The sequence below is a fragment of the Streptomyces sp. WM6386 genome, from assembly GCF_000972385.1.
Classification (GTDB): Bacteria; Actinomycetota; Actinomycetes; order Streptomycetales; family Streptomycetaceae; genus Streptomyces.
Genome location: NZ_JXTE01000027.1, coordinates 19,920 through 41,765, shown reverse-complemented (window position 1 = coordinate 41,765; position 21,846 = coordinate 19,920). Strand labels below are relative to the sequence as shown.

The window sequence follows — 21,846 nt, the reverse complement described above, 5'->3', positions numbered from 1 at the left end:
CCGCCCCGCCCTCCCGGGCCACCCCGGGCCCCCGTGCAGCCAGGCACGGGGGCGTCGGGGTCGCGTACAGCGAAGCTCCCGGTACCAGCACTTCACGGAGAACCACGCCATGAACGATCCGCACAGCGAACTCCTCACCCCCAAGCAGGAGATGACCACCGGCCTCAACCGCGCAGCAAGGTATCCCGCTGGACCGTCCAGGGACGGCCGCAGCGGGGATGCCTCCGCCCCGGGGGTGGCGGAGGCACTCGGGCACCAGGGGGTGCCCGAGCAGGAACAGCCGGTCGACACCTCCGCCGTCGCGCTGCCGCGTGCCGCCGAAGCCGCCGCGCTGCACCGCGTCGCCCGACGCCGCAAGCCCGATCCGAACGGCCAACGCAAGGAACGTGTCGACGCCCGCTACAGCGTCGAGGAGAAGGCCGACATCCAGCGCATGGCCCACTCGCTGAACATCGCCGGCGCCCACTACGTCGGAGCCGTCGTCATGGCCCATGTCCACGGCGACCTCGCCCTGCCCGGCCAGCGCACCGAACTCGACGACTACATCGACGAGCTCACCGCCCTGCGTAACGAGGTCGCCAGTATCGGCCGCAACCTCAACCAGATCACCAAGAAGCTCAACTCTGGCGGCCACTCGCACCCTGGGGACACCGCAGTCCTGGCCCAGACCGAGCGCACCTTGGACGCGGTCGGCACGGCCGTCCGCCACATCGCGGCAGCCGCGAACCAGGCCGTTGGCAAGCGGGCGGCCCGGTGATAGCGAAGATCAGCGGCGGCAAGGAGACCGCGGGCCTGATCCGGTACCTGTTCGACACGAAGAAGGCCACGGACCACACTGACCCGCACCTGGTCGCCTCCTGGGACGGGTTCGCCCCCGACCCCGGCCGCGCCGAGGACCCTGACGCGACCAGGAGACTCCTCGTGGCCGACCTCGACCTGCAGGTCAAGCAGGCCGAGCGGCTCGGCCGTGCCCCGGAGCGGCACACGTGGCACTGCTCGATCCGGGCCGCTGAGAGCGACCGCCACCTCAGCGACGAGGAGTGGGCCGCCGTCGCCCGCCGGGTCGTTGAGGCCACGGGCATCGCGCCCGCCGGTGATCCGGACGGCTGCCGCTGGGTCGCCGTCCGCCACGCCCCCGACCACATCCACATCGCCGCCACCAAGGTCCGCGCGGATCTGCGCACCGCACGCCACTGGAACGACTACCTCACCGCCGACCGCGAACTCGCCGCCATCGAGAAGGAATACGGCCTCTTCCGCGTCGCCCGCGGCGACCGCACCGCCGCCAAGCGGAGCACCCGCGCCGAGCAGGAGAAGGCCCGCCGTACCGGCCAGGCCATGCCCGCTCGCGAGCGCCTGCGTGCCACCGTGCGCACCGCTGTGGCCGCTGCCTCCAACATGGAGGAGTTTGTCCACCTGCTCAGCCACATCGACGGCGTACTCGTCGAGATCGTGCACTTCCCCTCCGGCGACATCCGCGGCTACAAGGTCGCCGCCGAAGACACCACCACTGCCGACAACAGGCCCGTCTGGTACTCCGGCTCCGAACTCGCCCCCGACCTGTCCTTCCCCAAGATCCGCGAGCGCCTTGAGAACACCGAGCCGCAGGCCAGCGACCAGCCGAGTCGGCGCAGGCCGAACACGTGGCACCAGGCCACCGCTTCCACGGAACGCATCCCGCGCCACCTCGACCGCACCGACGACGAAGCCTCCCAGGCCCACCTCGCCGCCTTCGGAGAAGCCCTCGACGCCCTTCCTCTCCTCGCGCCGCAGACCCTTCGGCCTCAGCTCCGAGAGGCGGCAACGGCGTTCGAGCGCGCCACACGCTCTCGCATCCGGGCCGAACACCAGCACGCCCGCGCCTTGCGTGGTGCCGTGCGGGCGATGCTCCGTGATCCCGTACCCAGGGACGGTGCCGCGCTGGCGATGTTCCTTGACGCCGCGATCCTCGTCGTCATCGCCGCCGCTCGCTGGCACCGGCTCCGCCACCACGACCAGCAGGTTGTCGCCGCCCAGCAGACCCTGCTGCACCTCCAGGCGGCCTACGACCAGGCAGCCGCCGCACCACTGGCCGCCCTGGCTCAGCGCCGACCGCTCCAGCAGGCGGTGGACAGGCACATCCACCACCTGCACCAGGCCGTGCCCGACTACGTCGAGCAGATCACCGAAGATCCGGCCTTCGACGCCCTCGCCACTGCCCTCGCCGAAGCCGAGGCAGCAGGCCACAACCCGGAGCAGCTTCTCCAGCAAGCTGCCGACCAGCGGACCCTAGAGGACGCCCGATCCCCTGCAAGGACCCTGGCCTGGCGCATTGAACGCCTCAGCGCAAGGCCGGCGCCCACTGCACGAGCCCTGGCAGCGCAGGCCCGGAGCGCAGCACAACGGTCCGCTGCGCCATTGCCGACGACGGCAACGGCTGCCCCAGCTGTTCCACAAGCACCGCGAGGACGGCGGCGGTAAAACAGCGTCAGAGCCGCAGGGGTTGCGTCCCTCCGGGATCTGAGGGACGTGCGAGGCTTTCCTGGATCACGCGGTCGATGGTGCGCAGAGCCGCCGTCAGGTCTTCTCGCAGCTCGTTCGGGAGGGTCCCTGCGCCGAGGGCGCAGGCGCGCACCAGCGCGCGACATTCCTGCGCTTGCCGGTCCGTGGCGATCTCGGTGAACAGAGGGTGAGCCAGGGCCTCGCGGGCCGCATAGCCGTCTTCGGCGTGCGTCGTCCTGCGGTGGAGTTCCTCGACGATGCGGTGCGCGGCGAGCGCCTCGGCGGAACCGATCGCGTCGAGGACCGTGAGCCCGAGCCGGGTGTCGAAGACAGTCATCCCAGGTTCGTTCTTCCGTCCGGAGTAGACCGTCACCAGGTCCGCCAGGTGCCCGTCGATCGGCTGCCCGGTGTAGCGGCGGCACAGGACGGTCAGGCATGTCGTGACGGCTTGTTCCCATGCGTCGCCGGGCATCGTGTCGGCAAGGAGGGCAGCGGCCCACGCAGTGTCACCCGCAACGAGAGCGGCGAGTACGGCGACCTGCCGACCATCGAGCATCCGCTTTCCGATGCCACGGTGGGCTTCGATGTGCGCCAGAGCCTCGGCCCATTGCCCCTCGGTGGTGAAGGTGCGCGTGCCGTCCGCGAGGAGGACGCGCCACAGCCACGCGCGAACCTCCTGGAGGTCTTCGCCGGTCGCAGTGAGGTCCGCTGGTACGTTGACGCCCTCGAACCGGGCGGCTGCGCCCGCCTCGACGGCCTTGGACAGGTTGAGGAGTCGCTGACGACCCTCGGCGGGGTGGCCGGCGCGGATCTGGAGGCGAGCGAGGTTGACGACTGGTTCCAGTCCGCGGATGGCGCTCATGCCGGGTAGGGGGCTGGCGTGTAGGTAGGCGGCGGCGTGCTGGTGGCACATCTCGCGGGCGAGGTCGGGGAGGTCGAGGTCGGAGGCGATGAGCGCGGCCTGGTTGTAGACGGCTGATGCGAGCCCCTGGTCGGTCTCTTTCACCGCAGCGTCGGCCAGGTCGACAAGTGCGCGTACACGTTCAGGCAGGGGCAGGCAGGCCGGTCGGAATCGGGCGACGAGCGGGAAACGCTGGGCTATGGGGCCGTGCGGGTCCATGGATCCCCCAGGTCGAAAGAGAGGACTGCTGAGGCGACGGTGCCCGCCAGCCGTACGCCGACGGGCACCGTCCGCTACGCGTGGGGTGTTATCGCCAGTCGACGACGATGCGGTTCAGCGGCGTGTCGAGGGCGAAGAGACCAGGGCGCCGCTCGCTCTCGGGGGCTTCGAGGGACTGGATCTCGAACGTGGCTTCACGGTCGCGGTAATCGCGGTCCCAAGTACGGATGGTGTCGGCGACCTTCGCGGCCAGCTCGTCGCTGCCGGGGCCATGGCCGATGACGCCGAACTCCCAGAGCCTGTCGCCCTCGGGGGTCTTCTCCTTGGACACGCGCCGGGCGAGGTAGGTGACGGCACCCTTGTCAACGACCGCAGTTGAGGAGGGGTAGGGGTCCTCAGTGAGCAGCGTGCCCTTGGCGCTCTGGGGGAACAGCATCCGGATCAGACCAGAGGGGAGGGAGCAGGTGACGAACAGTTCCATCCACTCCGGCGACTCCATGGCGCGGACCGTCATGCCGGTCCACTCCTCGGCGCGCGGCTGGTCGAGTACACCTGCGAGGGCATCGGCGTCGATGCCGAGCCCGGCGGGGGCCTGGAGTCGTACGGCGCCGTCCGTGCTGAGCGGAATCACTCGGCGGTCGTCGTCGGCGATGCCTCGCCGAAGAGGCATGAAGGTGTTCATCTCGCTGCCGAGGGAGACCCATCGGCCGTCGCGCTGCTCGTAGGCGATGGAGCGGGACACCGTGCCCTTGAGGCGCTGGGGGACGAGGAGTCGGCCGCCCTGCGCGAGCTGCTGCAACCACGCGTGCGGTACGCCGTGCGCGCCGACGGTGGCGATGATCCGGTCGTACGGCGCTGCTTCGGCGTAGCCGAGTGCTCCGTCGCGGGTCACGGCCTCGACGTTGGTGATTCCGGCGGCGGCGAGGTGCGCGCGGGCGCCTTCCACGAGGTCGTCGTCGACGTCGAGGGTGGTCACGTGTCCGCTCTCGCCAACCAGATGGGCGAGCAGACCGGCGTTGTAGCCGGTGCCGGCGCCGAGTTCGAGGATGCGCTCGCCGGGCTGGGCGTCGAGCTGGTCCAGCATGAGGGCGACGACGCCCGGCTGGGAGGCGCAGGAGATGGAGGTGCCGTCGGTGTCGTACTTGATGTGTACCGGTGCGTTGGCGTAGGCGTCTTCGAGTGACGCGTCGGGCACGAACACGTGGCGGGGCACGGTCCGCAACGCAGTCTCGACGGCGGGTGTGCGGGCGTGTCCGTCCGCGCGGAGCTGGTCGACCAAGGCGTTGCGGAGGCGCTCGGCGTCCGCCGTGGGGGTGGTGATCGTGTCGGTGTTCACCGCGCTGACGCTATCGGCGTCGGCCGTCCCCTCGGTGGGCGACTTGGTGTGGTCACTCGTTCCCATGACTACCTCTCGTGCGATGTGGGACAGGGCGCTCTGGTCGTCCCGGAGGAGACCAGCGCGGTTGGCGTGGAAGATCACGTGGTGGGCGATGACGGCTCGCAGGCCGCGGGTGAGGGCGCCGCGGCCTGCGAGGTCTGCGAGCGTGGCGCCGGCCCGTTCGAAGCTGGTCACCCATTCCTCGTGCGAGTGAAGTGGGCCACCCGGGCGGCAGAGGCTGTGGGCGTCGGTGGTCATGAGCTTCTGCATGGCCGGGGCCAGTTCGGTGGCTTGTTCGGGCGGTTGTGGAGCGGTGGCCGGTCGAAGGGCCGCGACCTTCGCCCATACGTCGCCCTGTTCGAACCAGTCGAGTCCAGCAGCGCGCATCATGGCGCTCGCCAGCAGGACGGCGGTCTCCCTGCGTCCCAGGTGCATTGGGCTCGGCTGGTAGGTGAGCAGGTGGCGGGAGTCGCTGTGGAACAGTTCGTGGGCTGCGTCCGTAGCCTCGGGTCCGCCGAATACGTTGGTCTCGGGTTCGTAGACGCAGGGCAGGCACGACACGGCCACGCCGTCGCCGATGAGATCGCTCAGGAGTGACTCAATGGCGGGTGAGGGCTTGTCGGCGAGGTAACGCAGCGGCCAGGGCTGCTTGTTCATGAACCACCAGCCGGTGAGCTGCCCGTCGGCCTCGGCCTCGATCAGGGTGGGGCCGAGGCGTTCGGCGATGGTGCGCAGGGCAGTCTCGCGGTCGACGAAGGTGATGTTGTGCTGCTGCCAGCGGTCGGGAGGCATAGAGGTCCTTCGGTCGGTGGATCAAGCGATGAGGAGGCAGGCGTCCCAGGCGGACCGGGGTGGTGCGGCGGTGCTGGACGCGAGCAGGGCCAGGGCTATGCCGGCGGCACCGTCGAGGAAGCCGGGGCCGCCTTTCTCGTCCTGGATCAGCACCGTCGCCGTGAGTTCGGGGTCGGTGTCCGGTGGGATGACCGCAGCCAGGAGGGCCGGGATCGCGGCGTGGAGTTTCTCCGCGGTCGAGGGGTGGGCGTCTTCGGCCGTGCGCGCGGCAGCGTGGGCGATGCCGGAGAAGCCGTGGCAGAGGCCGTTGTCCGTCGTAGCCTTCAGCTGTTCGGGGTCGGTGAGGGCGGCCACGAGTGCGTTCTCCGCGTCGATTTGGCGGCAGGTGTCGCCGAGGGCGAGCGCGGCAAGTTGCTGGGCGCGGGCGAGGCCGGCGGTGCCGTAGCACCAGGAGGGTCGCCGGGGCGCGGACGGGGTGAGACGCGCGCTTCGCATCTCTGCCTGAGTGACCCAATACGGCCAGACCGGTGCGCCGTCGGTCTGCTCCTTGCAGCGGTCCAGCCAGGTCAGGATGGTGCGCAGTGCTGCGTGGTGCCCGTCGGTGACGGAGCCGTTCCGAGCGGCGAGGGCCAGGAGTGCGAGCACGCCGCCGATGCCGTGCGCCATACCGGTGTTGGCGTGCCCGCCGGGGAATCGGTCGTCCGGGCTGCCCGAGGGCCCGGTCTCCGCCCACCAGCCTGGCAGGGTCTCACCGTGGTGGGTGATCGGTTCGGTGAGGCGCACGCAGTATTCGAGAACGGCGCGCGTCGCGGAGCTGCTGGGGTTTCGGCGCAGTAGGTAGGCGCCGTAGCCGGTGAGGCCCCGGATGGCGTCGAACTCGGCGAGTTGCGGCAGGCGTCCGGCGTCGATGCGGCGGTGTGCGGCGTCGAGACGGCGTCCTACGTCGACTGCGATCTGGGCGTCCATCACGTCGAGAGCGCGTTGGTAGGAGTCGGGAAGGTGATCGGCCGCACAGGTCAGGGCATGAGCGAAGGCGGGTACTCCGTAGAAGGGGTGACTGTCTGGGCCGCTGGTGAGCGGCTGTCGGGAGGCTGCGGCGAGCCAGTCGTGGGCGCGGTGCCACGGGCCGAGGTCGTTCGCGGCCAGCTCGATGTGCAGGAGCGCGATGCCGGGTGGCCCGTAGGCAAGGTGCTGCCGGTCCGAGGACAGCGTCCTGGGGCCTCGGGGCATGGTCTCGGGATCGGCGAGCTGGGCGGCGATGGCGTCGACCAGGCCGAGCGCAGGGTAGGCGTTCACGAGGCCCTCCCCTTGGTCCGGGCGGTCCAGGCCAGGGCGGCCGCGCGCGCCAGGTAGAGGCACGCCTCTTCCTCTGGGAAGTTCACGGCGACGTGACGCACGAAGTGGACGTGCAGCAGGGAGGTCAGGACGTCGTCGACGGCGATGCCCTGGGCTTCCGGGCCGGGCAGGTGCGGCCGGTACGCGGCGATCGCCGTATCTCGGTCTGCCCATCCCGACACGATGGCGCCCCCGCCCGGGACCATGCGCAAGGCCGACCAGTCGTCGCTCGGGTCGGCGAGCCGTACGGCCTCGGTGAACTGCGGGCGTGGAACGGGCATCGGTGCGGTCGGCGAGACATGGTCGATCAGCCACTGCATCGCAGCCTCAGTGGTGCCGAGGAAGGCGGAGGTGATGGCGACCGTGTGGGCCGCCACCAGCGTGCGCTGGCCCGGACGCTGTGGCTGCGCAAGTTGGGCCAAGACGGCGCGCGAGTCTGCCCGGAACACCTCCTCGGCCGCCTCCCATGCGGTGCCGGAGCCCCAGCGGCCCATCTCGCGGTAGGAGGTGGGATAGCGCAGGTCGGCCAGCAGGCCGACGCTTCGTAGCTCGTCGGCCCAGGCGCTCACCGTTCGGGCCGTGTCGGCGAAGGCTTCCGGCGCGGGGAGGGCGATGCGTACGCGGAGGTGTTGGTCCGGGTCGCGGAAGCGGATGAACCACCATGGCGGGTTGCCGAGTTGTTGGAGTAGGCCGGGCAAGTGCCGGGAGAGCAAGACATCTTGGCGGCGGGGGTCGCCGTACAGGGCGGCCAGAAGAACCGGGAAAGCGGCAGGCGTCTGCATCTGGGTCGCAGACAGGGCACGAGCCCGGGTGGGGGCTGGCAGTGGCGGCCATGCCGACGGCCCGGTTGCTTTGAGGGGCACCACGACCTCGTGGGCTCGCCCGCCGCACCAGCCGTACGCCTCCGGTTCCGGGGCCTCGACGATCACGGCCAGGCGCGAATGGTCGAGGTGTCTGCGCAGGAGCGCACGGTGGCCAGCCTCGTCGAGGTCGAGGAAGAGGCGCCGGTCGTCCTCTACGAGGTAGACGCGGCGCGGCAGCCTTCGCCGGGCACGCCAGTCGCTGAGCGTGGTGTCCCACTCGGCCCGAGGGCGGGCATGGCCGGGAAGTTCGGACGCTTCCAGCTGCCAGCGTGCCGGGGCCAGCACGGTCCGGCCGTACCGCAGACGAGGAAGGAACGGCATCGCCGCTGCGGCGCCCCAGTCGAAGACGGTGACCTGCGCGCACTGGGCGCGGGACAGTTCGGTGAGGAACCGCACCAGCGGCGGGGTGTGGGCGCGCAGGTTCAACGCATGCATCCCGACGGCCTCAACACGGTGGCCTCGCTCGGGGACAGCGAGGTACATGCGGCGGCCGTCGCATCCCACAGCCAAGTCCTCGGGGGTCAGGACGGTGTCCTGCGAGGCGCGGTGCTCCTGAAGGCTGATCACGGTTGGTAGAACCTGTGGGGAGCGGGTGACGTGGGCACTCTCGGGGCGCAGGGGCGGGAAAGACAGCTGCGCGGGCATGGTGTTGCCGTCTGCGGCCGGGAGGTCGGCAAGCTCTGCGACCACAGCTTCCCGGTCGGAGGGGGCCAGCACGCTGAGGAATCGGCCCGTGGAGACGCCAGCGCCACGGGACACGTTCACGACCTCCAGCCGGAATCGCCCGTGCTGCAACTCCTCCAGGCTGGCCGCCCGCACCCGCATCCCGATCTCCAAATGCGGCGGCAGCCGAGGCTCGTCGGGACCCACGTCCAGGGCCTCGATCTGTTCGTCCGTGAGGATCACTTCGTCACGGCCGTCGAGCGCGGCTGCCTGAGCCAGCCGTACAAGGGCGTCATCACGAGCGGAGACGCGGGGCCTGCGTACGCCGGCCGGAGCGCCTGGGTAGCCGTCGGGATAGCCGGTGCCGCTGTCCGCGACCACCTCCGCGAGCGGCACCATCGTGCCGATGCCGTACCGCTCGTAGAACCGCTGGTGGTACTCGTTCCAGGCGGCGGTCCCATACGGACGGCTGCTCAAGCGGGTCAGGATGAGAGCGGCGCGCTCGATCTCTCGGGCGATCACTTCCGGCAGAACGATCTGCGCGTCCAGGCGGAGGTCGAGCGCGACGGGGTGGCGACGCAGACCAGGGACGAGGTCTCGCATCCGCGCCGCGACGCTGTCCCGGCCGCCGTGCGTGGCGCACTCCTCCGGGCCCGCTTGGACCGCGTGGAGTTCGCGTACGGTCTCCGCGACCGGGGCGAGACTTCCAGCGTCGATCGCGTCGAGCTGGCTCACCAGATACCCGAGGGCATCGGTCTCGGTGCTCGGAGCGTGCAGGCCCGTGATCAGTACCCGCCGCCGGATCAGCTCCGCCAGCAGTTGACGCGCCTTCTCGGGACCGGCCTCGGGGAACTCCGCCTGGAGCTTGTCCACGAGGGTGCCGAACCGGATCGGCAGTCGGCCCGCGGCAAGGACCGCGTGCACCGGTCCGGTCAGGGCCAGAGACGCTTCGACCGCGCGAATCCGGTCGTCCTGGACATCGGGCTGGAACGGCACGACGAGCCGGTCTCCCCGGCACGTCACGGTGTTGTTGACGACGACGGGCAGCCGATCGAGGAGGTCCGGGCACGACTCCAACCGCTCGACCACGGCCGCCAGCCACTCTGCCCCCGCGCGGCCGACGGCCACATGCTCCTCGCCCCAGTCGGCCCGCGCCTGCGGACCGAACTCCGCGATGGCCACGCCGGCGAACAGGCCGAAGGGTGTCGCGCGGTGCTGGGCACGCAGCAGGTAGCGGGCCACGGACAGCGCCGCGCGCCGCACATCTCGGAGGGCGGGATGCTCAGCCGTGCAAAGCGCCTCTACCTGCGCGGCCAGGACCGGGCTGGAGTGCTGGAGTGCCTCGGCGACGTCCTTGTCCGCCCAGACCGTGCGTAGCCACGCCACACGGGCAGACGAACCACTGGGCGAGCGGTCATCGAGGTCAGGGCATGGAGGAAACGGCAGCGAGGGCCGGGGCACGGCGCGCACGAGAGCAGTGGAACCGGCGCTGAACGCTGCGGTAGGAGCAACCACCAAGGACCTCCGTAAGCGAGAGGACGGGCGGCTGGTGCCGCCGCGCGGAGACGCGGCGGCACCAGACCGGGGTGATCTGAGGGCCGGGTCAGGCGACGTTGGTGGTGCAGGCGCCGCAGGTGGACCCGCAGTTGTCGTCGGTCAGGTTCACCAGGCCGGCCGGGTCGGCGACCTCGACGAGGGAGACGTCCAGGTCGAAGCCGTCCGATGCCCCGGGGATCTGCGGGCGTACTTCGGTGCGGCTGGGAACTACGGTGCTGCGCTTCATGCTTCAACTCCTCGTAATCGTTGTGGTGTTACTGGGCCGGATCGCCCACCAGGTGCCGTCACGGGAGCGTTGCCACACAGTTGCTCCGCGGACGGCTCCTGGCCGCCCGGCACGAGGGGCGTGCTCCGCGTAGGAGGTCCTTGCGGGCTGCCTGCCTCACGCCGGGAAGTCGTGTGCCGGGATTCTGATCAAGCGGATGCCGGTCGCCGCTCCATGAAGTAGGCGAGCGCCTGGGCCTTGAGGCGATCGAGGCACGGCTCGCACGCGTAGAAGGGGGCGTGCTGCCCGTCCCATTGCACCGGGCCGAGCCAGATCACCAGGACTCCGGTCCGGCCGCAGCCGAGCCAGCAATCACCGGTGATCCACGGCCACTCCTCCACGGAAGGACGCCCCCTTTCTCAGCTGGTCGGGATAGTCGATCTGGCGGCCTGGCAGTTGGGAGCGCAGGCCCAGAGCTGGAACGGCAGGCCCCGGTGGCGTATCTCGCCCAGCAGTCGACCGCTCGCTCCCAGTGGCCGAGCGCAGAGGGCGCAGTCCATGGCCATCTGCTGGCGGGGCCGAAGTCGGGCAAGATCCGGAAGGGGCGACGGTGCCGTCGCCGGGATGCTCACTTGCCACCCTTGGTGCGGAGTTCCGCCCAGACCTCTTTGCCCCAAGGGCATCTGCCCGAGCCGTGCAGGTCGTAGCCCCAGCGGTCAGCGACAGCGTCGACGAGGAGCAGCCCGCGCCCCGACTCGTCGTCGTCAGCCACCTGGCTGAGTATGGGCAGACGCGATGGTTCCCGATCCACGACCCCGACACGCAGTCGAGTCGCGCTCGGCCGCCCAACCGTGAGGCGGATCTCGGGACACGGAGTGTGCCTGGAGGCGTTCGCGATGAGCTCCGTGATGATCAGCACGGCACGGTCGGCGAGGCCGTCGAGGTGCCACACGCCGAGGACGTCCCGGACGAGTTCGCGGCCGAGCTCGGCCGTGGATGGCTCGCACGGGAAGGTCTGGCTGTATGTGGGGTGGCCGACGGACAGGGCCTCAACTGCTGTTCTCAGACTCGTCATTGGGGTGGAGCCTTCGTGTCGTCTCGGCGCCCGGCCCGCCCCCGCGGGGGAACCTCAGGGGCGGGCCGGGCCGTCAACAGCCACCCGCACGGTGGGGCGCGGCGGGCGACCAGCACCCAGACAACTCCCTTTCACAGCACGTTGGTTAGGACGTTCAGGGGCTCAGCCGACGGACCGGCCTAGGGTGTTTTGACCTTTCCTTTACCTGGCGAGTGAGGATCGCGCGCACTACCGTGCCCGCATGGACACCACCCGCAACACCGTTCTTGAGGCGTGGATGACCGAACACGGCTACAGCTCCAATAGCCTCGCCGAGGCCGTGAACAGGGCCATTGAACGGTTGACCGGGCGCCCTGGAGGACTCGACGGCTCATCGGTCCGGGCATGGAAAGCGGGCCGGGTCACCTGGCCAAAGTCAGCCGCCCGCACGGCACTTGAGGACGTCACCGGACTACCCGCCATCGCCTTAGGGTTCGTGCCACGGAGCCGACCTTCGTCCACCCCGGCCCCACCGCAGCAGGAGGACCTCGACATGAAGCGCCGCACCCTCGTCGGCAGCATCGCGGCGGCTGCCGCAGCAGCAGCCGCACCCGGCACCGCATCGCAGCGCCGTATCGGCATGAGCGACGTCAACCGCCTCAACAAGCGCTTCGCCGAGATCATCGCCAGCGACCACCGCCACGGCGGACAACTCGGCATCGAACAGCGGGCCGCCGCCCTCGCCGACGAGGCACTCAACCTCCAGAACGCCGGAAGCGCCACCCAGCGCGTACGCAGCAACCTCTACGCCTCAGCAGCCGCTTTCCGCTCCTCCGCGATGTGGGCCGCCATCGACGGCCGGCGCTATGACGTCGCCAAGGCCCACATGCGCGAGGCCCAGGCTCTCGCCGAGATGTCCGGCGACCAGGCGATCAAGTTCCGCATCTGGAGCCACGCCGGCACCATGTACCGCCACATGGGCCGTCCCGCCGACGCATTCGCCGCCAACGACGTCGCCCGCAACCTGCACCTCACCCGCCGCGACCCCCTGTTCGCCTCCCTCGGCCTAGCCCGCCAGGGCGCCATCCACGGCGCAGCACAGGACCGCACCGGCACCCGCCGTGCCTTCGAACAGGCACAGGACGCCATGCTGCGCGCCGACCCCGCCGACTACCGGCCGGTGTGGATGCTCGCCTTCTACGACCAGGCCGAACTGGACTCCCTGGCCCTGTCGGCGAACTTGGCGCTCGGCGACTACTCGACCGCCGAGTACCACGCCCACCGCTGCCTGTCCGCCCTCCGACCCCACATGATCCGCTCCCGCGCCATCACCTCGACCAGGCTCGCCCACGCCCAGCTCGCCCAGGGCGCCCCCGACGCCGCCACAATCACCGCGATGAAAGTCCCCGCCGAAGCCGCCACCCAGCACGCCCGGGTCACGCGCATGCTGCAGGAGTTCGGGGCCGCACTGCGCGCCACCGAGCCGGGCAGCTCCACCGTGCAGACCTGGACCGAGCACACCGCCACCTGGAGGATGGCCGCATGACCACGGCACCCGCCATTGAACTCCGAACCTTCACCACCCTCGACACCGCCCGCGGCGACCTCCTCGACGTGTACGCCGACGTACGCGCCCCGCTCCTCCACCTGCCGAACTACGCGGTCACCGCGTTCGGCGAGCGCCTGGACCGGCATGGCACCGAGCCGGGGTTCACGGCCGTCCTCGCGTACGCGGACGAGCACCCGGTCGGCTACGCCTACGGCAACACCATCGAGCACGGCGACCGCTACTGGCAGCGCACCAGCCCGACGCCGACGGAGAAGTACACCGAGCGACCGGCCCTGGCCCTCAAGGAGATCGGCGTCCGACCGACCTGGCGGAAGACCGGCACCGCCCGCCGCATCCACGACGCCCTCCTCGCCACCCGCGACGAGCCGTACGTCACACTCATGGTCAACCCGGCTGCCGGCGGCGGAAAGGTCCACGCGCTGTACAAGTCGTGGGGGTACGAGGACCTTGGACAGAGCCAGCCGTCGGCCGCCTCGCCAGTCCTCACCGTGATGCTCCGCGCCACCCGCTGACTGGCCACACCCACGTGCATTTGCTGTAATCGCCCCTTTGGTGAGCATGGTCGTGAGAGGGGCCATGTCAGTAGCGCCGGATACTCTCGCTCTATGAGTGATGTGTCCTACGCCACCGCATGGGTTCCTGACGAAGCTCCTTTGACCGCCCCTGACGATGCCGCCCAGCTGGCGGTCGATTGGGTGCTGGAGGAAGCGCAGCGCTGTGGGGTTGAACCGCTACTGCTCACTCCAGACAAGAGTCCATGGACAATGGGAGTGGCTCCCATCACTTGGTTCGCCAGCAACTATCCGGCAACGACGGCGCGCGCCAGAAATCCCAGGAGCGGTAGCGGTCCTGTGTTGGTTTACCTCCCGGACTACAAGCTCATGGGTATGGCTGCGGACTACGCCCAGGGCTCGTCCCCGGTTGAGGTCGAGCACAGGATGGACCCTCTGATCGGATGGGCGATGGAAGTCGGTGCCCGAAACCTACTGATCAACGAATCGACCGTGGACACACGAACCGCATCTGAGCTCACGGACTTGGAGTTCATTCACGCCAATGGCAACAACGGATGGGCCAGGGGCTTTGGGCAGGACCGGGCACGTGACACCTTGCGAGAGATGCGCGACCAAGGGCGTCTGGATCGGGCCACCGTTTTGGGCTGCATGGTGGCCAAGAGGCACAGCGGGGAGTCCATCTACCAGCTAGCTAAAACCATCGATGCGTTGCAGTAACTGCTATGACCTCCTGGATGCCTGACCGATCATCCGGGTCGGCCTCAATGCAACCAGATCGCTCGCGCATCCAAGAGCGATCACGCCTAACCCGATATCGGCTAACGCTTCAGTGAACTCCACCGCCTGCCCGGACCGGATCGCCGAAACGCTCGGCAAGCCCGCTGAACCAAAAAACGGAGGTGTGGGAGTGTGGAGTTAGAGGCGGCGCAGCAGGGAACGCAAAGCGGCGGTTACCTGGTCTCGCGGAATTCCATGCTTCTCGTGTTGGCGCAAACGTCGCCCCGTGGCCAATCGCACTTCGATTCCGCCCCGGCCGCGCGCGTCAAGCAGCACGCATACGGCTACTTCCTTTGCTGACCTGGTGGCCCCGCCTTCGAAGCACCGGGCATGTCCATTATGGGGTGCGGCGCGCCGCCAGGAGCGACGGTGGAGTGAGCAACGGGCGAGCTGATTGGCGAATTCTTGCGCGCTTTTCGGGCGCTTTTCGGGGTTATGGGATAGCCCGCGTTCAACGACCGCACCAAGGCTCTGTGATACCTGCGGGGCGATGTCGCGCAGCTTGTCGAACTGGCCGTTGACGATTCGATCCCGACGGGCAGCCAGCCCGAGACTGAGGGGGCCGTTTGGGTACTGGCCAGATAGCAGATAGAAGACTGTTGCGGCCAGAGAGTAGACATCGGACGCTACGGAACACGTTCTCGTGGCCAGCACTTCAGGAGCAACGGTGGCGAACGTCCCAGCCATCGGTGAGTGGCCATCCGAGCCCATCTGAACGGCTAGGCCGAGGTCGCCGAGTAACACGTCACCGCTACCGTCAACGAAGGCATTTCCAGGCTTTACATCACGGTGCAACAGGCCGGCAGCGTGGATGCGTTCGAGTCCGTAGCCCATCTGCTGGCCCCAGTGGACGGCCTTTTTTGCTTCTACCCCAAAGGGTGTCGCAGCTGCTTCAAGATCGCTATCCATGACGGGCATGGTGAGGTAGCGAATGTCTGTCCCGGCCGCGATATCTGCGTTGTATACGGTAAGCAGATATTCGCTCTGTAGTTCTTTTAGGGCCTGAGCTTCGTCCCAAGTCGCAGGCTGGCCAGGCATGGGCTCGAAGAGCTTTAGCGCCACCTCCATGCGCAGGTGCTCATCCTCGACACGGTAGACCTCGCCGGTGGACCCACGCCCAAGGCGTTCCAGTACCTGGTAGCGGTTGCTGATGCGGTTCCCGATCTGTCGTTGACCGACCTGGGCTATCACCGTTCCCGACATGCCCGACACCCTATAGTGCTGAGCATGGTGGTACTCGGGATCAGTGTGGGCTTCCCAACAGCCGGGCGTGGACCTGTCGTTGTCTGTGCAGTGCTGGAAGGCCAGCAAGATCAGGCACAGTTGGTCGAAGCGTGTGAGCTTCGGACAGCGGCGTCAGAGCCCATTGATCAAGTGGAAGATCTGGGGCGCAAGCTCAGTAGCAAGCTGTCGGCCTTGAAACCCGACGCGGTAGTCATCTGCACCGCCGACGTCAGCCCGACCGGGAACCGAAAGGCTGCACCTCGGCATCGCCTGATGATTGAAGGCGCTCTGGGGTACATCTGCCGAGATCACAAGATCCAAAAGGTCTCCTACCGCAACGGCAAGGAGGTAGGTGAGGTACTTGGCCTGCCCAAGGCTGATGCCTTGGCGCGGGGAAAGAAACTGGATCCCAAACGTGCCGCAGCCGCTGCGGCTGCTCTTACTTCTCTGCCGACTGAATTCACCACAGGCCCGAATCCGTCGTAGAGGAAGGCCGGGTCGCGGGCCGTGGTCCGAGCACTGTCAGTGCTTCCACACCGCAGTCTGTGGCTTGAACGGTGGCAGCGGTCACCTGATGAAGCACGACGGCCTGTACATGCTGCGCGCCTAGACCGCGCGCTCGTCGAGCAGCCTCTGCCACGGTGGTGCCGCTGGCCAGGTTGATGTCGATGATCAATACGTTGGACGACGTTTCGATTGACCTGGAAGACAAACTGACCAGGTGGGAGCACGAGGACAGCAGTGCTCCCACCAACCGCTCTGCGGCCGCGCTGGCTGCGAGGACTGATTGAGCGCCACACTGACGCACGACTTCCATCACCTGATCGGTGGCTAGGCGAAAGGAACTCGGATCAGCCAAGCGCTCGATGTTGCTGTGAGCCGTGTCCACTGCATCCAAGAGATCGCTCACTGATACACCCCCATCGGTTCCCTGGCTTACGGGTTCAGTCTTAGTCCGAACGAAGATCGTGCCAACACGGATACCGATTTCGTTACCGATGACCCTTCCCTCTGCAGTTGACCTGGATGCGCCCAGTTGGGGCGTCGATCTGATGTTGCCGTCCGTCCCGATGGAGACACGCGCCGAAGGCATCGACCAACAACTCGCGATGGCATGTCATGAGGATGACCGCGTTGCGCCTCTTCAAAGATGTACGGCCCACGTCCTGGAACCGCAGGGCAAGGGGGAGGGTCGCTGATCGGAGGAGGTCGTCCGGTGGAGGTTGCCGGCGCGTTGTTGTCCATTGCCGTCGTTCTGGTCCCTGCCATGAAGGACTTGGTGGACAGTGTTGCTTACCGTAACCGGGCTCAGGGCAGGGCGGCCCTGATCCGGGCACGGCGCAGTGAGGAGAGGAGACAGCGCGGCTTGGAGCCGGGCGAAGAGCGGGGGAGGAGCCTTGACTGAGCAGCAGAATGGCTCAGCGGTGACCTTGGCCGCCCTATACGCAGATCATCGGGCGGAGATGACCGGGCTTGCCCGTCGGCTGCTGGCCGAGGAAGGAGTCCCTGAGTCTGCTCTTGGGGCCGAGGACGTTGTGCAGTCGGCCTTCGCCAAGGCCCTTCGTACGCCCGAGAACATCCGCGAGCCTCGTGCTTATCTGTATGCGGTGATCCGCAACGACGTGCGGGCGGTGGGGCGCCAGGTCTGTGCGCGGATGGAGACGCTCGCATCAGGTGTTGAACATGGGCAGGCACACGGGGAGGTGCACGTCGCTGACTTCAGCGATCTCATCGCCAACCGTATGGCTGTATACAAGGCCCTGGACCGCCTGCCTCCACAGCAGCGCACCGCGGTGTGGGCCACCAAAGCGTTGGACTACACGCAGGCCGAGACGGCTGAGTTCATGGGTAAGGCGCCCGGCACCATCGCTACCCACGTCTTGCGCGCTGTGGCAGCGATTCGTGCCAGTCTCGTTGCCGTTCTGGCAGCGATTGCCACAGGGCTGGTGCTTGCAGTTGGGCGCACCTGGCAAGTGGATCCAGCATCGGGTGGGGACAAGGAGCACGAGCCGCAAGGGCTCGCTACCGATGGACTGATGTACCTGGCAGGGGCCGCGCTCTTGGGAATAGCCCTCGCTGCTTGGGGATTCAGAGCGTGGCGTCGGCGCCAGTCGGCGTTCGAGGACTCCGGGACGTTCGCGCGGCAACCAGTGGTCAAACAGATTCGGGCTGGACTTAGGCAGTGGTGGTGGGACACGACGGTTAGTTGGTCCTCGCCGCGAGGACGGGTTCGCCATGACACCACCGGATACACGCGAACCCGACTGCCCCTGTCGGACGCCGATTGGGGGCATGAATCTGCCACCAGCCTTGAGCCTGTGCGGGCGGCTGGCCAACATCAGGAGGAGTGAACCCGCTGGTCAGCGCCCCGGTGTGCGTGAGCGGACGGTGTGGCATGACTTGTGAGGCGGTGGATCGTCCGTGACGGCGTACATGCTCTGACCAGGGAGTTCGGACACCGAAGAATCGTCCGGAATCACCCAGCCAACTCTTGCCGCTCCTCAGGGGACGATTGACAGACTGCGCTTCACCGAGGCCGTCGCAAATCGGCCCTCACCCTCGAAGGTGGTGAGGGTGAGTCCGAACAGGAGCCGGTTCATTTCCTCACTTGTGAGCCCGAGCTCAGCCGCGATGGCCGAGGGGCGAACCCTCTTCGAACGCAACGCGGTGAAGACCTTCGTCAAAACCTGCGACGTTTCGCGCTGACCCATGCCCCGCGGTTCGCCGGACCGATACCCCAATCGGCTCAGCTCGGCGCATGTGGACCGGTACTGCCAGTCGGAGAGCAGACCCAAGTCGTGCATGCGGTAAGTCAGGGCCATGGCGGAAACGTTCCAGATCTGTTTGGCGCGAAGGATCTGGTCGACGTGTGCGCCCGACGGCATGTGCCCGAGAACGCTCGCCCGAGGCATCAGGAAGGCGGAGGCGAACTCGTTCGCTTGTCGTTCGGCCTCGGGCCCTGAGCAGGCATGCTCCGTGCCGTGCATGACGAGATGGCCCAGCTCGTGCGCTGCGTCGAATCGTCCTCGCTCAGCTGACTTGAGCGTGTTGAGGAACACGAAAGGAACGCCGTCGCGCCATACGGCGAATGCATCGACCTCGGCATGAGCGGGGTCCAGCGAGAACACCCGCACTCCGTGCGCCTCCAGTAGGTGCACCATGTTGGGTGCCGGCGCTTCTCCCAGATCCCAGCGGGTGCGGACCATGCCAGCGGCGGTCTCAGGGTCGGGTTTGCCCAGCGAGGGCACGTTGGCTGCTGGCAGGCGGAATCTCTCGTCGATCCAGTCGTACAACATTGCGCCCAACGTGCCGGCGGCCCGAGCGGCTTCGAGTATCCGTGCCGACGTCTTACTGCGGGCTCGCCAGGAGATGCCTTCCGCCGGGAGCTCGTCCAGGGCGGGGCCGCCGAAGAAGGCAACAGGGAAGTCCAGCGCCGAGGCGATCTTGTCGAGCGTGTCAGAACGTGGCGCAGTGCGCCCCGTCTCGTAGTTCGAGAGGCTCTGAAGTGACACCCCAGCCCGGCCCGAGAGTTCGGCAAGGGTGAGGCCCCTGCGCTTGCGGGCCAGTGTGATACGGGACGGGGTCACCATGGGGGCTGCCTCAGTTATTGGTGGTGCACGGTGAGGCGACAAGGTTCGCCACCCCACCGATGGGCCTCAGCGGAAGTCGACGGGGATGTCAATCTCTTCGGGCCCATCATCGTTCGTAGGTTCGATTCCGTCCATCACGAGAGCCGGGAGCGGAATCCGCCTACCCCATTCGATCACGAAGCCGTCCTCGAAGGTCTTAGGCTGCGACAGCTCACAGTCGATCCGCACTGTCTCGCCGATCTTGGTGCGAAAGGACAGCAGGAACCACGTCTTCAGGGCGCATGCTTCTTCTTCGCTTAGCGCAACCCCGTCGGGTCCGACACCGGCTACGAACAGAGCTGTCTGTACGTGCGGGGCGCCTTCGCCGGCATTGGCGCGAGTGACCATGCCGGTTGCAGGTCCGCGTCGACGCGCGTTCTTCGGGAACAGACTTGCCTGCCCCGTGGCGGCGTCGCCGACCATCACGCCCATCGCGATCGATCGGTCCGCGTTGCAGACAAGTTCGAGACGACCGTGGATGAGTCGGGCCCACCCCTCCCGCTCGATGTGCAGCTCGCGGATGGTCCTCACATGCGCCTCATAGGCCCGTCGACCAGCCGTTCCCGTCGGGTCATTTGGAACGGCCGTACGCCGCGCTGCCTCGCCTGCACGCAGTACGTCGTGCAGGAACTCCAGTCGGGTTCCCATACCGCCCAACTGGGCCCGTACGTTATCGGGTTCAGGGGACGGCGTCGCGACGGACAAGGCCAAAGGGACCTCCGAGGGTTGGCAGCAGGCTTATAAAGACTCTACCTCACCCGTGGTGGGAATTTTATAAGGTTCGCCGCCGTCCGATGTCGTCCACCGCGAGGCCCATCGCCAGCTCGTGTTCTCGGCGGTCGTACGGCACCCGGGCGCCAGGCTCAACAGCTTCATGGCGCGCGCTCTGCGTCTGGACATGCAGGAAGTGGCCCCGGAGGGCCGCAGCGTCGGACTGCGGCCCTCCGCGATTCACCGGCGGATGATCTGGATAGTGATGACGGGGGCCGCAGCCACCGCCAGCACGGCCAGTCCGACCGGCGCGGAGATCGCCAGGGCGATCACCGTCCCTCCCACGGCGCACGTCGCCGTGAGGCCGAAGGTCGCCCACCCCAGAGCCTTGCTGGGATTCGTACCGACCTCCGACCCAGCCTGCGGGCTGGGCTGCATCTGCTGTTCTGTTGTACGTTCCATGTAGAGAGGTACCGCCTCCTTGAGATTGGAGGGCCCGGAGCACCAAGTGCTTGCCGGCGTCGATGCTCCGGGGCCCTCCCGATCGGACGCGGCCGGAGAAGCCCTCCGGGCCGCCTGCGAGAGCCTGTTCAGCACCTCACCCCCTAATCATCTAGCCCGTTTGACGGGTCATCGGGTACGCTCGACTACGCTTTGATCCTCATGCTGTCCCACTTGATTAAGTCGATTAAGTTGAGAAATTAATGGATCAAGGTGGCATGCAGATCAATCCGTAGCGGCCAATAGGTAGATCAACTTGCGCCCCAAGGACGGCAAGGTCGAAACCCGCCTCGCGCACCTCCAAACTCTTCGCAGCGGCATGCTCGGCGGCGTCAACCTGGTGATGCGCCAGATCTGGGCGAGCGGGCAGAAGCCCAGCTCCATCCGAGTCCGCTCGGCCTTCTACCGGCTTGACGAGATGAAGGTCCTGAAGGACGAGCGGAAGCCGCTTCCGACGAAAGAGCAGCCGTTCGCGGCCCGCATGGTCACCCCCAAGGGACTCCACCTCCGGCTTCTACTGACAATGCTGTATGCCGCGCAGTGCGCCGTGGGGCCAGGGAAGCAGTGGGACGCCCCCTACCCGGTGGAGTCGACAGCGAAGCAGCCACTGTCGTGGATGAGCTTGTCGGCCTCCATCAGCCAGTACGCCGGTCCCGGCATCCAGCTGGCGTCTCAGGACGTGAACCGTCGACGTCAGATCATGGCGGCCCTCAAGACGCTGGAGGGGATGGCTCTCGTGCGGGCGAACACCAAACCTGGCCGGTTCACCGCCGGGTTGCAGCTCCTCTGCGAGAACGGAACGAGCACCGTCAGCTCGGCCATCCCGTACACGGTGCCCGACGACACCGAGATGTACGTGGAGATCCCGGTCGAGTTCTTCACCTGCGGCTGGGTACACGTGCTCACGAACAGTGAGATCGCCGCCTTGCTCATGTGGTTCGACCGCCTCAAGTACTCCGGGGTCGTGGTCGGCGCCGATGAAGGCGACCCAGTCACGGTCACCTACGTCTCGGGCGATGTGAGGCAGGGCCTCTACGGTTTGGGACGGGAGGCGTATGAGACCCACCAGGCACTTGACGCTTATCAGCTCCTCGACGTCATCCGGCCCGAGAAGCGCTACGACTCGGGCAAGTGGGAGGGGTACTCGAAGGACGACTCAGACCTGCTCTGCCACCGTGTCTCGCTCGCCCCGGCTGGCTTCGACCGTGATGCGGGAACGATCGTGGAGGACGTACTGCAGCGGCGTGACACCGGTGGATTCTGGGGCCGCCCTATGTTCAGTACCCCGAAACGGTTCGACCGTTTCCGAATGGTGTCGGGAGACGACTAAGGCGGGCGCTGCGCCTGGACCGCTGGTCCGTCTCCCACAGCGGGTTGGCCCCGGCGGCTGGGCGGCACACACTGCATAGCACATCGACCCCAGCCAGCTCTCCATTGCCCTGATCGCCGGCCTACTCCTGTGGGCTCCGCG

The 21,846-nt window shown here is 67.7% G+C and carries 20 protein-coding genes; 8 read left to right on the top strand and 12 right to left on the bottom strand.

Annotation, left to right across the window (positions count from 1 at the left end; translation table 11 throughout):
- Positions 1 to 109: 109 nt before the first annotated feature.
- A complete protein-coding gene (gene mobC, locus TN53_RS18515) occupies positions 110 to 757 on the top strand; it encodes a plasmid mobilization relaxosome protein MobC (protein WP_046259647.1) in 648 nt (215 codons plus the stop codon).
- Complete coding sequence (locus TN53_RS18510) at positions 754 to 2,460, top strand: relaxase/mobilization nuclease domain-containing protein (RefSeq protein ID WP_046259646.1); 1,707 nt, start codon at positions 754 to 756, stop codon at positions 2,458 to 2,460. The genes mobC and TN53_RS18510 overlap by 4 nt, the downstream gene beginning before the upstream one ends.
- Positions 2,461 to 2,467: 7 nt before the next feature.
- On the opposite strand, the gene TN53_RS18505 is transcribed toward TN53_RS18510, so the two are convergent.
- The 7 genes from TN53_RS18505 to TN53_RS18475 all read right to left on the bottom strand — a co-directional run bounded on the left by TN53_RS18505 (position 2,468) and on the right by TN53_RS18475 (position 11,469).
- Positions 2,468 to 3,601 carry a hypothetical protein gene (locus tag TN53_RS18505; protein ID WP_095046575.1) on the bottom strand — a complete coding sequence of 378 codons (1,134 nt, stop codon included), beginning with the start codon at positions 3,599 to 3,601 and terminating at the stop codon, positions 2,468 to 2,470.
- An 88-nt stretch (positions 3,602 to 3,689) separates the two neighbouring features.
- On the bottom strand, positions 3,690 to 5,771 hold the full coding sequence (fxlM, locus tag TN53_RS18500; protein WP_046259645.1) for a methyltransferase, FxLD system: 2,082 nt from the start codon (positions 5,769 to 5,771) through the stop codon (positions 3,690 to 3,692).
- A gap of 21 nt (positions 5,772 to 5,792) precedes the next feature.
- Positions 5,793 to 7,067, bottom strand: a complete 1,275-nt coding sequence (locus TN53_RS18495; RefSeq protein WP_046259644.1) for a lanthionine synthetase C family protein — start codon at positions 7,065 to 7,067, stop codon at positions 5,793 to 5,795.
- Positions 7,064 to 10,018, bottom strand: a complete 2,955-nt coding sequence (locus TN53_RS18490; protein WP_046259643.1) for a lantibiotic dehydratase — start codon at positions 10,016 to 10,018, stop codon at positions 7,064 to 7,066. The genes TN53_RS18495 and TN53_RS18490 overlap by 4 nt, the downstream gene beginning before the upstream one ends.
- A 217-nt stretch (positions 10,019 to 10,235) precedes the next feature.
- Positions 10,236 to 10,415, bottom strand: coding sequence for an FxLD family lanthipeptide (locus TN53_RS18485; RefSeq protein WP_046259642.1), 180 nt, complete (start codon positions 10,413 to 10,415; stop codon positions 10,236 to 10,238).
- A gap of 188 nt (positions 10,416 to 10,603) precedes the next feature.
- Positions 10,604 to 10,795, bottom strand: coding sequence for a hypothetical protein (locus TN53_RS18480; RefSeq protein WP_046259641.1), 192 nt, complete (start codon positions 10,793 to 10,795; stop codon positions 10,604 to 10,606).
- Between the two features lie 227 nt (positions 10,796 to 11,022).
- Entirely contained in the window at positions 11,023 to 11,469 is a 447-nt protein-coding gene (locus TN53_RS18475) for an ATP-binding protein (protein ID WP_046259640.1), read from the bottom strand.
- A 241-nt stretch (positions 11,470 to 11,710) separates the two neighbouring features.
- On the opposite strand from TN53_RS18475, the gene TN53_RS18470 reads away from it, so the two are divergent.
- The 3 genes from TN53_RS18470 to TN53_RS47325 all read left to right on the top strand — a co-directional run bounded on the left by TN53_RS18470 (position 11,711) and on the right by TN53_RS47325 (position 14,250).
- Positions 11,711 to 12,994 carry a Tat pathway signal sequence domain protein gene (locus TN53_RS18470; protein WP_095046574.1) on the top strand — a complete coding sequence of 428 codons (1,284 nt, stop codon included), beginning with the start codon at positions 11,711 to 11,713 and terminating at the stop codon, positions 12,992 to 12,994.
- Positions 12,991 to 13,530: a GNAT family N-acetyltransferase gene (locus TN53_RS18465; RefSeq protein WP_199924604.1), complete on the top strand. Its 540-nt coding sequence runs from the start codon at positions 12,991 to 12,993 to the stop codon at positions 13,528 to 13,530. Before TN53_RS18470 ends, TN53_RS18465 begins: the two co-directional genes overlap by 4 nt.
- A 93-nt stretch (positions 13,531 to 13,623) precedes the next feature.
- Positions 13,624 to 14,250: a hypothetical protein gene (locus TN53_RS47325; protein ID WP_159038155.1), complete on the top strand. Its 627-nt coding sequence runs from the start codon at positions 13,624 to 13,626 to the stop codon at positions 14,248 to 14,250.
- A 198-nt stretch (positions 14,251 to 14,448) separates the two neighbouring features.
- On the opposite strand, the gene TN53_RS45200 is transcribed toward TN53_RS47325, so the two are convergent.
- Positions 14,449 to 15,513, bottom strand: coding sequence for a serine/threonine protein kinase (locus TN53_RS45200; protein ID WP_095046573.1), 1,065 nt, complete (start codon positions 15,511 to 15,513; stop codon positions 14,449 to 14,451).
- Between the two features lie 24 nt (positions 15,514 to 15,537).
- On the opposite strand from TN53_RS45200, the gene TN53_RS47320 reads away from it, so the two are divergent.
- Complete coding sequence (locus TN53_RS47320) at positions 15,538 to 16,020, top strand: hypothetical protein (protein ID WP_159038154.1); 483 nt, start codon at positions 15,538 to 15,540, stop codon at positions 16,018 to 16,020.
- On the opposite strand, the gene TN53_RS47315 is transcribed toward TN53_RS47320, so the two are convergent.
- Positions 15,995 to 16,444: a phosphoribosyltransferase gene (locus TN53_RS47315; protein ID WP_159038153.1), complete on the bottom strand. Its 450-nt coding sequence runs from the start codon at positions 16,442 to 16,444 to the stop codon at positions 15,995 to 15,997. The genes TN53_RS47320 and TN53_RS47315 overlap by 26 nt on opposite strands.
- A 487-nt stretch (positions 16,445 to 16,931) precedes the next feature.
- Here TN53_RS47315 and TN53_RS44120 point away from each other — a divergent pair, with 487 nt between their 5' ends.
- Entirely contained in the window at positions 16,932 to 17,885 is a 954-nt protein-coding gene (locus tag TN53_RS44120) for an RNA polymerase sigma factor (RefSeq protein ID WP_159038152.1), read from the top strand.
- 150 nt (positions 17,886 to 18,035) lie between these two features.
- Here the strand turns inward: TN53_RS44120 and TN53_RS18445 are convergent, their stop codons facing one another.
- The 3 genes from TN53_RS18445 to TN53_RS18435 form a co-directional block, all read right to left on the bottom strand.
- The gene (locus TN53_RS18445; RefSeq protein ID WP_046259637.1) at positions 18,036 to 19,124 is read right to left on the bottom strand and encodes a helix-turn-helix domain-containing protein; all 1,089 of its coding nucleotides are present in this window, start codon (positions 19,122 to 19,124) and stop codon (positions 18,036 to 18,038) included.
- Between the two features lie 66 nt (positions 19,125 to 19,190).
- A complete protein-coding gene (locus tag TN53_RS18440) occupies positions 19,191 to 19,694 on the bottom strand; it encodes a hypothetical protein (protein ID WP_234441627.1) in 504 nt (167 codons plus the stop codon).
- 420 nt (positions 19,695 to 20,114) lie between these two features.
- Positions 20,115 to 20,336 (bottom strand): hypothetical protein, encoded by a 222-nt coding sequence (locus TN53_RS18435; protein WP_159038151.1) that lies wholly within the window; start codon positions 20,334 to 20,336, stop codon positions 20,115 to 20,117.
- 295 nt (positions 20,337 to 20,631) lie between these two features.
- Between TN53_RS18435 and TN53_RS18430 the strand changes: the two genes are divergently transcribed.
- Positions 20,632 to 21,705 carry a hypothetical protein gene (locus TN53_RS18430; protein ID WP_046259634.1) on the top strand — a complete coding sequence of 358 codons (1,074 nt, stop codon included), beginning with the start codon at positions 20,632 to 20,634 and terminating at the stop codon, positions 21,703 to 21,705.
- Positions 21,706 to 21,846 lie beyond the last annotated feature (141 nt).

Coding starts and splice junctions, on each gene's coding strand:
- mobC (WP_046259647.1), top strand. CDS start 110: ATGAACGATCCGCACAGCGAACTCCTCACCCCCAAGCAGGAGATGACC.
- TN53_RS18505 (WP_095046575.1), bottom strand. CDS start 3,601: ATGGACCCGCACGGCCCCATAGCCCAGCGTTTCCCGCTCGTCGCCCGA.
- fxlM (WP_046259645.1), bottom strand. CDS start 5,771: ATGCCTCCCGACCGCTGGCAGCAGCACAACATCACCTTCGTCGACCGC.
- TN53_RS18485 (WP_046259642.1), bottom strand. CDS start 10,415: ATGAAGCGCAGCACCGTAGTTCCCAGCCGCACCGAAGTACGCCCGCAG.
- TN53_RS18475 (WP_046259640.1), bottom strand. CDS start 11,469: ATGACGAGTCTGAGAACAGCAGTTGAGGCCCTGTCCGTCGGCCACCCC.
- TN53_RS18470 (WP_095046574.1), top strand. CDS start 11,711: ATGGACACCACCCGCAACACCGTTCTTGAGGCGTGGATGACCGAACAC.
- TN53_RS18465 (WP_199924604.1), top strand. CDS start 12,991: ATGACCACGGCACCCGCCATTGAACTCCGAACCTTCACCACCCTCGAC.
- TN53_RS47325 (WP_159038155.1), top strand. CDS start 13,624: ATGAGTGATGTGTCCTACGCCACCGCATGGGTTCCTGACGAAGCTCCT.
- TN53_RS45200 (WP_095046573.1), bottom strand. CDS start 15,513: ATGTCGGGAACGGTGATAGCCCAGGTCGGTCAACGACAGATCGGGAAC.
- TN53_RS47320 (WP_159038154.1), top strand. CDS start 15,538: ATGGTGGTACTCGGGATCAGTGTGGGCTTCCCAACAGCCGGGCGTGGA.
- TN53_RS18445 (WP_046259637.1), bottom strand. CDS start 19,124: ATGGTGACCCCGTCCCGTATCACACTGGCCCGCAAGCGCAGGGGCCTC.
- TN53_RS18435 (WP_159038151.1), bottom strand. CDS start 20,336: ATGGAACGTACAACAGAACAGCAGATGCAGCCCAGCCCGCAGGCTGGG.